The sequence below is a fragment of the Vibrio sp. E150_018 genome (assembly GCF_053544035.1).
The window spans coordinates 36,978-51,352 of the sequence record NZ_JBHGNY010000008.1; the positions used below are offsets into that span (position 1 = coordinate 36,978).

A 14,375-nucleotide genomic window follows, 5' to 3' on the forward strand; every position below is an offset into this window, starting at 1 on the left:
ATACTGTCGGTTACCAATTACAGCGTCTTACGACTCTATACTTGATAGAATAAAATATGTGTCGATGATATCAGAAAAAGAAAAGCGCACCAGTAAGATGCGCTTTTTGATAAACAAAGATTGAGGTTCGACGTAAAAACCTCAAGAATTTTCGCCAAAAAGGGAAAAGACTTATTGGGACAAATTAGTTACACGCGTCTTTTAGTGCTTTGCCTGCTTTGAACGCTGGTACTTTTGCTTCAGCAATTTGGATCACATCACCAGTTTTAGGGTTACGACCTGTGCGAGCTGCACGAGTACGAACGCTAAAAGTACCAAAGCCAACTAGGGCAACTTGATCTTCTGATTTTAGTGTTTCCGTTACAGTTTCGATAAATGCATCTAATGCACGGCCTGCAGCTGCTTTAGAGATATCTGCGTCGCCTGCAATTTTTTCGATTAGTTGAGTTTTATTCACTTGTTGTTCCCCTTTTAACTATTAATGACATAAGCATTAATAGCAGTCGTTCCAATAAAAATTGTCGTTGTCGTAAAGATACAAATTAGACTGGCCTTTATTTAATTAGCTTTTAAGAGCCTTACGCTCTAATAACCCTTGGCTCAGGTCTATCGAAACTTAACTTAGCCTTGAAAAAAAACGCTGACAAGTATTTTCTGTCTTGTCAGCGTCAATCTTTTAACTAAACTTGTTGAATATCACTAGTTTGTGACCTCAATCACACAACCTGTAGGCTCACTTTCTAGTGCTAACGGTAAAACTTCGTCTAACCATTGTACTGGTCGAACATTTAAGTCACCAATAACATTCGCCGGGATGTCTTCTAAATCACGCTCATTCTCTTTGGGAATAATGACCGTTTTGATTCCACCACGATGTGCTGCCAATAGTTTTTCTTTCAAACCACCGATAGGAAGTACTTCACCACGTAGCGTAATTTCACCTGTCATCGCGACATCGGCTCGTACCGGATTCCCCGTTAAACTCGAAACTAATGCAGTACACATTGCGATACCGGCACTCGGACCATCTTTCGGAGTTGCGCCTTCTGGTACGTGAACATGAATATCACGCTTTTCGTAGAAATCAGTGTTAATACCCAGCTTTTCTGCACGAGAGCGAACTACCGTCATGGCTGCTTGGATAGACTCTTGCATCACATCACCCAGTGAACCGGTATAAGTTAATTTACCTTTGCCTATCATGGATTGTGTTTCAATTGTCAGTAAATCACCGCCCACTTCAGTCCAAGCAAGACCTGTCACTTGACCAACACGGTTACTTTCATCTGCTTTACCATAATCACAACGTTGCACCCCTAGATACTCTTTCAAATTATCCATAGTGACAGTTACTGATTTTAACTCACTATTTAATAATATATTTTTAACCGCTTTACGGCATATCTTAGAGATTTCACGCTCAAGACTACGGACACCTGCTTCGCGCGTGTAGTAGCGGATAATACCGATAATCGCTGAATCTTCGATCACAATCTCGTGAGGCTTCAGACCGTTGCGCTCAATTTGCTTTTCAACTAAATGACTTTTAGCAATGTTAAGTTTTTCATCTTCGGTATAACCCGACAAACGAATCACTTCCATTCGATCTAATAATGGACCTGGAATATTCATTGAGTTCGACGTCGCAACAAACATCACATCAGAAAGATCGAAATCGACCTCTAAGTAATGATCGTTAAATGAGTTGTTCTGCTCAGGGTCAAGCACTTCTAACAATGCTGATGATGGATCACCACGCATATCTGACGCCATTTTATCGATCTCATCCAAGAGGAATAATGGATTTTTCACGCCCACTTTCGACATTTTTTGAATCAGTTTACCTGGCATGGAACCGATATAAGTACGGCGGTGACCACGGATTTCCGCTTCATCACGCACACCACCTAGCGCCATACGAGTGTATTTACGCCCCGTAGCAGCAGCAATTGAGCGACCAAGAGAGGTTTTACCTACACCTGGAGGTCCAACTAGGCACAGAATCGGCCCTTTAAGCTTGTTGATACGGTTTTGTACCGCTAAGTACTCAAGAATACGTTCTTTCACCCGCTCTAGACCGTAGTGGTCTTCATTAAGCACTTCTTCAGCCTTCGCTAAATTCTTTTTCACTTTAGAGCGTTTCGCCCAAGGTACACCAACCATCCAGTCGATATAACCACGAACCACGGTTGCTTCTGCCGACATCGGCGACATCATTTTCAACTTTTGTAGCTCTTGCTCCGTTTTTTCACGAGCTTCTTTTGGCATTTTAGCGTCTTCGATTTTCTTTTGCAGAGCTTCGAATTCATCTGGAGCATCGTCCATGTCGCCAAGTTCTTTTTGAATGGCTTTCATTTGCTCATTCAAATAGTACTCACGCTGGGATTTCTCCATCTGCTTTTTAACACGGCCACGAATGCGTTTTTCGACTTGTAGCAAGTCAATTTCTGACTCCATCATACCCATTAAAAACTCTAGGCGCTCAATGACATCGGTGATTTCAAGCACACGTTGTTTATCATTGAGCTTTAATGGCATGTGAGCGGCGATGGTATCTGCAAGACGCGCAGCTTCATCAATACCATTAAGCGAAGTCAGCACCTCTGGTGGGATCTTTTTATTTAGCTTGATAAAACCTTCAAATTGATTAATTGCGCTACGAACAATCACTTCTTGTTCACGATCATCAATGTCAGGGGTTGATAAATATTCAGCATCGGCAGTGAAGAACTCTTCATTAGAAAAAGCATGCACTTTGGCACGCTGCTGCCCTTCAACCAATACTTTTACCGTACCATCCGGCAATTTCAATAACTGCAAAATAGTGGCAACTGTACCTGTTGAAAATAAATCATCGATGTTGGGTTCATCGGTTTCCGCATCTTTTTGTGCCACCAACAAAACTTGCTTATTGGTATCCATTGCGTTTTCTAAACATTGAATCGACTTTTCACGGCCAACAAAAAGTGGAATGACCATGTGTGGGTAAACCACAACATCACGTAAGGGTAATACGGGAATCTCGATACGCTCGGAACGCTCCAAGTTCATATTATTCTCTCTATTCCGTTTGCACATTCATTGAAAAGTATATGGGGGCTATCTTGCTAGTTTCAATAACAAAATAAAAAAAGGAGGCACAAAGCCTCCTTTAAATTCATATTTTGGTGATAACTCGAATTATTCAGAGCTAGCGAGCTGGTTTTCAGCGTTTTGATAAATCAGCAACGGCTCAGATTCGCCTTTGATTACAGATTCATCAATCACCACTTTGGTTACTTCCTTATTAGAAGGTAACTCATACATGGTTTCTAGCAGAACCGACTCCAAAATAGAACGTAGGCCACGAGCACCGGTTTTACGCTCCATTGCTTTTTTAGCAATCGCTTGAAGCGCATCTTCACGGAACTCAAGCTCAGCGCCTTCTAAATCGAATAAGGCACCGTATTGCTTAGTCAATGCGTTTTTCGGCTCACAAAGGATCTGAATCAAGGCTTCTTCATCAAGTTCAGTCAAAGTAGTCGTCACTGGTAGACGACCGATAAACTCAGGGATCAAACCATATTTCACCAAATCTTCTGGTTCAACTTGTTTGAATAACTCACCTGCACTTTTCGCTTCATCTTTACTGCGCACTTCCGCACCGAAACCAATACCAGTACCAACGGCAACACGCTGTTCAATCACTTTATCTAGGCCAGCAAATGCACCACCACAGATAAATAGGATCTTAGACGTATCAACCTGTAAAAACTCTTGTTGAGGATGCTTACGGCCACCTTGTGGTGGAACCGATGCAACGGTACCTTCAACGAGTTTCAGTAATGCTTGCTGCACACCTTCACCCGATACATCACGAGTGATCGATGGGTTTTCCGCTTTACGAGAAATTTTATCAATCTCATCGATATACACGATACCACGCTCTGCTTTCGCAACGTCGTAATCACATTTTTGCAGTAGCTTTTGAATGATGTTTTCTACATCTTCACCAACGTAACCGGCTTCGGTTAACGTAGTCGCATCTGCCATAGTGAACGGTACATCAAGAAAACGAGCCAAAGTCTCAGCTAGTAAAGTTTTACCGCTGCCGGTTGGACCGATAAGCAAGATATTACTTTTACCTAGTTCAACACCATCTTTAGTCTTATCGCCATTGCGCAAACGCTTATAGTGGTTGTAAACCGCAACAGACAGCACTTTCTTGGCATAGTCTTGACCAATAACATAGTCATCTAAGTGTGCACGAATTTCTTTCGGTGTCGGAAGTACTTCCGACTCTTTCTTTGGAACTACGTCTTTTACTTCTTCACGTATGATGTCGTTACATAAATCGACACATTCGTCACATACGTAAACGGAAGGACCTGCGATCAGCTTGCGAACCTCGTGCTGGCTTTTACCGCAGAAAGAGCAATACAGCAGTTTAGTACTACCACCCTCTTTGCTTTTATCTGTCATTCGCTAACCTCTTAGCCTTTAATTCTTCTTTTCAGTCTACAACAATTTGACTCACAATGCCTTATTGATAAAAAACAATGTACTAAGTTGAGACCAATAAACCTCACTCTATTTAGTGTACAAGACCGTATTTATTACTGCGATCTTTCACTCGATAAAGTGAGGATTGTTCATTTATGCTGGGCGTTTTTCCAATACTGCATCAACCAAGCCGTAATCCACTGATTGTTGAGCTGACATGAAGTTATCGCGGTCAGTATCACGCTCAATGATTTCAAGCGGTTGACCAGTATGTTCTGCTAATAAATTATTCAAACGTTGCTTGATTGTTAGAATTTCTTGCGCATGAATTTGAATATCAGAAGCCTGACCTTGGAAACCACCTAATGGTTGGTGAATCATCACGCGAGAATTCGGCAGGCAGAAACGCTTACCTTTTTCGCCACCAGCAAGTAAAAATGCACCCATAGAGCAAGCTTGCCCCATACATACCGTACTTACGTTTGGCTTAATAAATTGCATCGTATCGTAAATCGACATCCCTGCAGTCACAGAACCGCCAGGTGAGTTGATGTATAAGAAAATATCTTTATCTGGGCTTTCAGATTCTAAGAATAATAATTGTGCAACCACAAGGTTTGCCATGTGATCTTCAACTTGTCCAGTCAAAAAGATAATACGTTCTTTTAGTAGGCGAGAATAGATATCGTAAGAACGCTCACCACGAGAAGTTTGCTCTACCACCATTGGCACAAGCGCATCAACAATTGGAGACATTGTATTATTTTCTTGGTAGCTCATTTTCGCTTTCCCTGTAGTAGATAGGTTTACCAATATGATTGATTACTAATAATAAACAAAACTGAGTTAATCATAAACCTAGATGCTTACCAATACCATTTAGATAGCTTGAAAACTTGTAGATAGTTTGAAAACCCTAATAAATGGTTTGCAAGCCAAAATAAATAGCCTAAATAAGCGAATAAATAAAATGGCCCGAATGATTCACTCTAAACTTTAGAGTGTCATATCGAGCCATTGTTAGCAGAAGAATCGAAATGCTGTCAACTCTTCTACTCAGCGAAACCTGACTTCACTTAATAAATTGAGTGATTAAGCAGGTTGTTGCTGGTTCATTAACTCATTGAAGCTCACTTCTTTGTCAGAAACTTTTGCTTTAGCAATGATTGCATCAATAGCTTGATCTTCTAGTGCTACGTTACGGATGTTGTTCATCATCTGCTCGTTTTGCTCGTAGTATGCGATCACTTCTGATGGATCTTCGTAAGCGGTCGCCATTTCTTCGATGAGCGCTTTAACGCGATCATCGTCAGCTTTTAGCTCTTCAGACTTGATTACTTCGCCTAGAAGTAGGCCAACTTTTACGCGACGAGCAGCTTGCTCTTCAAATAGTTCACGTGGAAGTTGAGCAGCCGCTTCCGGGTTACCACCAAAACGTTGAGCCGCTTGTTGACGTAGCACTTCGATTTCTTGATCAATAAGTGCAGAAGGTACGTCCATCTCATTTTGTTCAACAAGACCATTGATCGCTTGCTCTTTAATACGGCCTTTAACCGCTTGCTTAAGCTCACGTTCCATATTTTTACGTACTTCAGTTTTCAGTGCTTCCACGCCACCTTCGTTCACGCCAAACTTAGCAACAAACTCATCCGTTAGCTCAGGAAGCTCACGAGTTTCAACTTTGCTTAGTTTAATGTCGAATTTAGCTGATTTACCTTTTAGGTTTTCAGCATGGTAATCTTCTGGGAAGTTTACGTCGATAGAGAATTCTTCTCCTGCTTTTTTGCCTAGAATTCCGTCTTCAAAACCAGGGATCATACGACCTTGGCCCATTTCTAGAGGGAATGCTTCTGCTTTACCACCTTCGAATTCTTCACCGTCGATAAAGCCTACAAAATCAATTGTTGCACGGCTATCAGCGCTTACTGCTTCTTCAACTTCAGTCCAAGTAGACTGTTGCTTACGAAGCGTTTCAAGCATTTCAGCTACATCTTCATCTTTTACTTCTACTGCTGGTTTCTCAACAGTGATGTTTTCAAGACCTTTCAGTTCAACTTCTGGGTAAACTTCAAAAGTTGCGTTGAAAACAAGATCTTTACCTTCTTCAGTTTCAACTGGAGCAAATGTTGGTGCGCCCGCTGGGTTGATTTTTTCTTTAACGATTGTTTCGATGAAATGACGCTGCATCACTTCACCCATCACGTCTTGACGTACTGCTTGGCCGTACATTTTTGCAACCATCTTCATCGGTACTTTACCTTTACGGAAACCATCGAAACGACGGTTTTTCGCGATGTTGCGCAATTCAGCTGTTACTGCATCTTCGATGTTAGCAGCAGGAACAGTAATAGTAAGACGGCGTTCTAGGCCTTCTAGAGTTTCAACAGTAGATTGCATTATTTATAAACCTCAAAACTGGCTCAATAATTATGAGCATATGAGCTAGACCTACCCTTTGGATAAGTGTTCGCCTCATTCCTTGTGTTGTGACCAATTTGGACACATAAAAATGGTGAGCATCAACCAACGTAGCTATGTAAACACGATTAAAGTCAACATAATTAAACCGATGATCGAACTAATGAGTGAAACCTTCTTCATTTTTATTAAAGATAGAGTCGATAATCAAAAACAAAGAAAAAGGCCTCTCCTATTAGTCTCAGGATAAATTTCAGACGCGCCATTCTAGCGGTATGAATTGAGCCTGTCGAGTCAAGTCCTAAATTCTCATGTGGTCATTTTACGCTTTTTTATTCAGAGCGGAGAATGATCACGTTTCAGAGATGGGGTCGTTCAATTCTTTTTCAAGGGAGTTGCGATTATTTTTGAATTAACTGGTCAAAAATATCGCAACTATCGACACGTTAAAGTTCTATATTACCGTTATGATGCTTTGAAAGTTTAATCAAATTCGCATCTCCGTTTTCACATCAAAAAACACCGCACTTGATAAATCAAAATATAGTGGCACAGTTTCACCTACCTTGGCCTCAAACTCTGCCGATAAACGACACGCAACATGCTCTTGATTGATTTCAACAATCGCGATGGTATCTGGCCCAGTCGGCTCTAATACATCAATTTGCATCAGGATTTCGGTAAAAGTACGATCTTCTTCGCTTGGCTGTTCCGTGATGTATTCTGGTCGTAAACCAATAATTACCGTCTCTCCATCAAACTTGCGCAAGCGATCTGGTAAATTGATTTTATGGACCATGCCATCTGCGGTCCAAATTTCACCTTGAGGTTTATCTTCTGAATCCAAATCCACTCGCGCTTTAATAAAATTCATTGATGGTGAGCCCATAAAGCCTGCAACAAACATATTATTGGGCTGGTTATAGATTTCTTTCGGCGTACCTAATTGCTGTAACTCTCCATCTTTCATCACCGCGATACGATCGGCGAGTGTCATCGCTTCAATTTGATCATGGGTAACATATACGATGGTGGTATTTAATTGTTGGTGCAGACGTTTAATTTGTGTGCGCATTTCCACTCGTAACTTCGCATCTAAGTTAGAAAGCGGCTCATCAAATAAATACAATTTAGGCTGACGAGCTAACGCACGCCCCATGGCAACACGCTGACGCTGACCACCAGAAAGTTGCGCTGGTTTTCGATCAAGTAAATGATCGATTTGCAACATTTCCGCTACGCGGTTCACTTCTGCATCGATTTTGACTTGCGGCATTTTGCGGATCTTCAAACCAAAAGCAATATTTCCTCGCACCGTCATATTGGGGTACAAGGCATAAGATTGGAACACCATTGCAATATCACGATCTTTTGGCTCGACATTAGAAACATCTACACCGTCGATCACAATCTCACCCGAGCTTATTGATTCCAATCCTGCGATGGTATTCATCAAGGTGGATTTGCCACAACCTGACGGCCCTACCAGAATTAAAAACTCGCCCGATTCTATTTGGATATTAATCCCTTTCAATGTTTCATTATCCGCATTGCGGTAGGTTTTACGAATTTGATTTAGTTCTAAAGCAGCCATTATTATTTTTCCTTTTAAGCCGATTCCATATTAAATTGCTTATTGAATCGATACTCAAAGTAATTGAAATTACAGCGCGGCGACAAATGAATGAGACCCCATGAGCTTAGCTCGTCTAAGTGATTGGGGCGAATGAATGCCGTCAACAAAGCTGTAGTTTCAAGTACGAAGAGTATCAACCTTTGACTGAGCCTGCGGTCAACCCTCTCACGAAATACTTCCCTGCCACGACATAGACCAACAAAGTCGGCAATGCAGCAATAATAGCGGCAGCCATATCAACGTTATATTCTTTAACTCCAGTACTGGTGTTGACTAAATTGTTAAGCGCCACAGTAATCGGCTGAGTTTCCGAACCGGAATACACCACACCAAACAAGAAATCATTCCAAATTGAAGTAAATTGCCAGATCACCGTCACCATGATGATAGGAGTAGAAAGCGGCAACATAATGCGGAAGAAAATAGTAAAGAATCCTGCCCCGTCTAACTTAGCAGCTTTGACCAACTCATCAGGAACTCCAACATAAAAGTTACGGAAAAATAGCGTGGTAAAGGCTAGTCCATAAATAACATGGACGAAAACTAAACCTGTTGTCGTGTTTGCTAAACCAAAGAAACCTAATGTTGCCGCCATTGGAAGCAACACCACTTGAAAAGGAATAAAGCATCCAAAGAGTAATAAGCTAAATAATAGGTTCGAACCTCTGAATTGCCATTTACTAATCACATAGCCATTAAAGGCCCCCATCAATGTTGAAATCGCTACCGCTGGAATCACCATTTGAAAGGAATTCCAGAAATAACTTTTGATCCCTTCACATTTCACGCCAGTACAAGATGTTGACCAAGCTTTGTGCCATGCATCGAAAACCCATTCAGTCGGCAGCGACATTAGGTTACCGGTACGAATATCGCCCAAGCTTTTAAATGAAGTGATCACCATGACAAACAGCGGCATTAAATACAGCACGCAGAAAAAAAACAACAAGCTGTAAATCGCGATGCGTCCGACTCGCTTAGAGTTAAAATAATGGGTTTTATTAGGTTGAGACTTTCGGTTTTGAAGATTCAGATTTTGGGTCATCATGACTTCTTCTCCCTTAATTCTGAATACAAGTACGGCACTAAAATGGCTAATATCCCAGCCAACATCATCATGGCACTCGCCGAACCTAGTGCAGTTTGACCACGGGTAAATGAATAGGCATACATAAATAATGCGGGTAAATCAGAAGAATAACCAGGACCACCAGCGGTCAATGCAGTGACCAAATCGAAACTTTTTATCGCGATATGTGAAGTAATGATTACCGCACTAAAAAACACTGGACGCAAACATGGCATCACAATGCTCCAGTAAATACGTGGCAGAGTGGCACCATCAATTTTGGCAGCTTTAATAATCGAAGAATCGATACCGCGAAGCCCTGCTAAGAACATCGCCATCACAAAGCCGGATGATTGCCAAACAGCAGCGATGACTAAGGTATAAACCACCATATCCGAATCAATAATCCAATCGAATTTGAATTCAGTAAAACCCCAATCTCGTACCATTTTTTCAATACCAAGCCCGGGGTTTAAAATCCATTTCCAAGCTGTACCTGTAACAATAAATGACAGTGCCATTGGGTAGAGGTAAATACTGCGAATCACCCCTTCATTACGGATGTTTTGATCGAGGAAAATTGCCAGCCCTACTCCTAATACAATCACGATGACTAGGAATAACAGTCCGAAAATGCCTAGATTAGTGATCGAAGTAATCCAGCGGTCATTTGCCATCAACTTGGCATATTGACCAAAACCAGTAAAATTAAAGCTAGGCAAAAAACGAGAATTGGTGAGCGATAAAGCCCCCGTCCAAATAATGTAGCCATAGATACACACCACGGTAATCACCAAGGTGGGTGTTAATACAATTTTAGGTAGCCAATGTTGCAACCTATCTGCCAGTGTCAATTTTGGTGCTGCTCGCCGAGTAGGCATGGCTGAGACTGATTGAGCACCATCCCTTTCATGAGACTGATGCTTAGTAACATCAAAAGCGTTGTCCATAACCGTTCCTTTATTTACATTCATACCCAAAACGCAATTGAATAAATTTTAGGTAAAAGTTATCTAGGCTACGTGAATGAACTCGTAACCTACGTTTAGTAAGATTTATATTAAGAAAGGTTATTGGGCCGCTTTAACCGCTTTCGCTAATTTTTCAGCCGCCGCCTTTGGATCAGCATCTTTATCGTTAAAGAAGTTAGTAACCACATCAAACATCGCACCCTGTACATAGCTGGTTGTGGACATTCCATGCGCCATACTTGGTACTAAACCACCTGTATCCGCCGTTGCTTTAAATGCAGCCATTGAATCCAAGGCACATTTATCAAACTTCGACATATCCATATCTAGACGAACGGGAATCGAGCCCTTATTCAGGTTAAAGACTTCTTGGAAAGGTTTAGATAAGATGGTTTTCGCTAAATCTTGCTGCGCTTTTTGATTCTCTTTATCTTTAATGCGGAAGAAAGCAAAACTATCCACGTTAAAGGTGAATGAATCAGCAGTGCCCGGTGTTGGAGAACAAGTATAATCAATACCCGGTTGTTTATTAGCCGCACTGAATTCGCCTTTTGCCCAGTCGCCCATCACTTGCATTGCTGCTTGACCATTAATCACCATTGATGTTGCGACGTTCCAATCTCGACCTGGAGAATTGCTATCGATATAGTCACGAACCTTTTTAAAGGTAGTAAAGGTCTCAACCATTTTATCGCCGGATAATACATCTTGGTCTAACTCGACAAAGGCTTTGTTGTAATCTGCATTACCAAGTTTTTCAAGTGCGATCGCTTCAAACAATGTTGCATCTTGCCAAGGCTGACCACCATGTGCTAAAGGAATAATACCGTCCGCTTTTAACTTATCACCCACTTTAAAAAATTCATCCCAAGAAGCCGGTACTTTTAAGCCTTCTTTATCAAAAATCGCTTTATTCGCCCATAGCCAATTTACACGGTGTACATTGACAGGTACCGCGACATAATGACCTTCATATTTCGCAGTATCTGCAACGACTTTCGGTAAAATCCCATCCCAATCACCTTGCTTAGCCACATCATCAAGATTGGTTAAAAAGCCTAAATCAGCCCATTCTTGAATGTTATGGCCTTTCATTTGCGCCGCGGCCGGTGGGTTGCCCGATACCGCACGAGTTTTCAGCACTGTCATGGCACTTTCACCACCACCACCGGCTACCGCGAAATCTTTCCAAGAGTGGCCATCTTTTTCCATCATATCCTTAAGTACCGCGACCGATTTCGCTTCACCACCTGAAGTCCACCAGTGAAGGACTTCAACTTCCCCCGCCTGAGATAATTGTGATGTAGAAAGCAGGGCAAAGGTAAGAAGACTTTTTTTCATTGTATTCATCGTCATCGTCCATGTTGGTTATTGGTTGTAAGTTACTACTTATTGGATTAGAGCCAAAACACCGTAAAACATCCTATTTGGCTTAGCAGTGGTTTGGCTTAACATCACTATATGCAAAGAGTGGTAGAAATATCGGCACGAAAAGTAACACCACTGTAACAAAAGTGTTACATGTGAGTTTTATCACTTAAATCGGCAATTATTATTGAGGTCGATGAGTATTAAACGGCAAGATCACTTGAACATGTAAACCAGCATTAAAGACATTTCGAATATGGATGGTACCGCCATGAGCATGCAAAATATTACGGCAAATCCCCAGACCAAGCCCGTGTCCTTCTTTATCTTTAGCTAGCCGCACATAGGGTTCAAATACCGATTCCAATTGTGATTCGGGGATTCCAGAACCTTGGTCGATAAAATTGAGTTCGACATAATCTTGAGTTTGCTGACAAGTAACATTAAGGCTATTACCATATTTAACCCCGTTATCGACTAGGTTGGTCATCACGCGCTTTAAGGCTAACGGCTTGCCTAATACTGGTGCAATAGTCTCTTTTGGTAAGGTAACTTTAATGTGATGAACATTATGAGTCTCTGCTGCTGCAAGCAATAGTTCATTGAGATAGACGAGATTTGAGTTTTCATGTAACTCAGTATCATGCACACACTGTAGCGCCCCTTTAACCATCATTTCTAGCTCGTCTAAATCTTGATTAAACTTGGCTCGTTTAACATCATTTTCTAGTAATTCAGCTCTTAAACGTAAGCGAGTAATCGGGGTTTTAAGATCATGAGAAATCGCTGAAAACAGCTGCTCTCGATCCATCACATAATGACGAATACGTTGCTGCATACGATTAAACGCAAGGGTCGCGGTCACTACCTCATTTGCCCCTTCTTCTGGTAAAGGTGATTGCTCCCCATCAATACTCATCTGATTAGCCGCTCTGGCCAAGTTACGTAAAGGCCGCACTTGACGACGGATCATAAAGTAGCTAAAAAGCAGCAATAAGGCAGTAGAAAGAAATAAATACAACCATTGAGATGGCGGTAAAATAGTGTCTTCTAACGTATTGTAAGGTGGTGGTAATAATGCGGCAATATAGATCCATTCATCCGATTCAAGCTCAATTTGCACCACCATAATCGGTGGATCCAATGGCTCTAACGTCAGAGTATAGTGCGCCCAGGATCTAGGAAGATCACTTAAATAAATGTCGTTTTTTAAAATCTTCAGCTGTTCCGGCTTAGAAAATTCAACATGAATAGAACGAACATTATTCAGCTTATCGTCAAGCGCTTCAGCCATTGAATCTATCGCCACTTGTTTTAAGCGCGAATCAGGGATTGGTCGAATATTCAAATATTCATGATTAAATGAAACAAAGAAGCGGGTGCCCCCCATTTTACGCAGTTGCTCCATAATCACATGTCGATAATTCACAGGTAAGGCTTGAAAATAAGAGACAGTAGAAGCAAACAACGACGCCATACTGACTGTTGTCGTTTTAATACCGGCTTCTTCTTGTTGTCGGGAATTAGTATACCAAATTGAGGTAGAGATACCTTGAGCAATGACAACTGTTAACAAGGTCAGCAACAGTGTACGTGCAACTAATGATTGGGATTTCCAAAAATATCGCATACCACTACTACTCTCTAAAACAGCACATTGATCATCAAATCAATGACCATAGTGAACAGGAGCAGTAAAAATATAGCCATTACCTCGCATGGTTTTGATGTATTTATGCTGCTTACCAGTGTCACCTAAACGTTGACGCAGACGGCTTAATTGCACATCAATTCCACGTTCAAGTGGCAACGCTTCTCGCCCTTTGATTTCATAAGAAATAGTATCGCGATCAAGCACTTCATTTGGACGAGATAAAAACAACATCAACAAAGAAAAATCACTGCCTGATAATTCAATTTTTTCACCTGTCTCTATGTGATAAGTGGTATGAGATAAGGTGTCTAGCTTCCAGTCGCCGAATGAAATAACACTAGGGTTAGCTTGTTCATCAATATGAGTTCGACGTAACAGCGCTTTAATTCTCGCCATTAATTGTCTAGGGCTAAACGGCTTGGCAATATAGTCATCAGCGCCAATTTCAAGGCCGACAATTTGGTCAGCTTCCTCGGAAACGGCAGTTAGCATAATAATAGGGACGTTCGAGTGCTTTCGAATATACTGACAAAGGCTGAAGCCATCTTCACCAGGTAACATCACATCGAGTAAAAGTAAGTCAGGGTAGCTATGCTGGTTGATATACTCTCGCATCGCCTCACCATCACTCACAGTAGAGACAACAAACCCCATCTTACTTAAATACTCATCAAGTAACACGCTAATTTCCTCGTCATCATCTACGACTAATATTTGCTTATATTTTTGTGTCATTTCCTTACAACCTAAGTGTTTATACTTTGCTTATTCCATTGG

11 protein-coding genes are annotated in these 14,375 nt (G+C 41.4%); all 11 read right to left on the reverse strand.

The window, feature by feature from the left end:
* Positions 1–184 precede the first annotated feature (184 nt).
* The gene (locus ACE3G9_RS09605; protein ID WP_417879178.1) at positions 185–457 is read right to left on the reverse strand and encodes an HU family DNA-binding protein; all 273 of its coding nucleotides are present in this window, start codon (positions 455–457) and stop codon (positions 185–187) included.
* A gap of 242 nt (positions 458–699) precedes the next feature.
* On the reverse strand, positions 700–3,051 hold the full coding sequence (gene lon / locus ACE3G9_RS09610; RefSeq protein WP_449219011.1) for an endopeptidase La: 2,352 nt from the start codon (positions 3,049–3,051) through the stop codon (positions 700–702).
* Positions 3,052–3,180: 129 nt separating this feature from the next.
* Positions 3,181–4,461, reverse strand: coding sequence for an ATP-dependent protease ATP-binding subunit ClpX (clpX, locus tag ACE3G9_RS09615; RefSeq protein WP_417879180.1), 1,281 nt, complete (start codon positions 4,459–4,461; stop codon positions 3,181–3,183).
* Positions 4,462–4,635: 174 nt separating this feature from the next.
* Positions 4,636–5,262: an ATP-dependent Clp endopeptidase proteolytic subunit ClpP gene (clpP, locus tag ACE3G9_RS09620; protein WP_027697062.1), complete on the reverse strand. Its 627-nt coding sequence runs from the start codon at positions 5,260–5,262 to the stop codon at positions 4,636–4,638.
* A gap of 312 nt (positions 5,263–5,574) precedes the next feature.
* On the reverse strand, positions 5,575–6,879 hold the full coding sequence (tig, locus tag ACE3G9_RS09625) for a trigger factor (RefSeq protein ID WP_417879181.1): 1,305 nt from the start codon (positions 6,877–6,879) through the stop codon (positions 5,575–5,577).
* Between the two features lie 508 nt (positions 6,880–7,387).
* Positions 7,388–8,494 carry an ABC transporter ATP-binding protein gene (locus ACE3G9_RS09630; RefSeq protein ID WP_417879182.1) on the reverse strand — a complete coding sequence of 369 codons (1,107 nt, stop codon included), beginning with the start codon at positions 8,492–8,494 and terminating at the stop codon, positions 7,388–7,390.
* 175 nt (positions 8,495–8,669) lie between these two features.
* Positions 8,670–9,581: a carbohydrate ABC transporter permease gene (locus tag ACE3G9_RS09635; protein WP_449219056.1), complete on the reverse strand. Its 912-nt coding sequence runs from the start codon at positions 9,579–9,581 to the stop codon at positions 8,670–8,672.
* Complete coding sequence (locus ACE3G9_RS09640; protein ID WP_417879491.1) at positions 9,581–10,486, reverse strand: carbohydrate ABC transporter permease; 906 nt, start codon at positions 10,484–10,486, stop codon at positions 9,581–9,583. The genes ACE3G9_RS09635 and ACE3G9_RS09640 overlap by 1 nt, the downstream gene beginning before the upstream one ends.
* Before the next feature lie 189 nt (positions 10,487–10,675).
* Positions 10,676–11,926, reverse strand: a complete 1,251-nt coding sequence (locus ACE3G9_RS09645; RefSeq protein ID WP_449219012.1) for an ABC transporter substrate-binding protein — start codon at positions 11,924–11,926, stop codon at positions 10,676–10,678.
* A 202-nt stretch (positions 11,927–12,128) separates the two neighbouring features.
* Positions 12,129–13,574 (reverse strand): ATP-binding protein, encoded by a 1,446-nt coding sequence (locus ACE3G9_RS09650; protein WP_449219013.1) that lies wholly within the window; start codon positions 13,572–13,574, stop codon positions 12,129–12,131.
* Between the two features lie 39 nt (positions 13,575–13,613).
* Positions 13,614–14,333, reverse strand: a complete 720-nt coding sequence (locus ACE3G9_RS09655; RefSeq protein ID WP_449219014.1) for a response regulator — start codon at positions 14,331–14,333, stop codon at positions 13,614–13,616.
* Between the last annotated feature and the right edge of the window lie 42 nt (positions 14,334–14,375).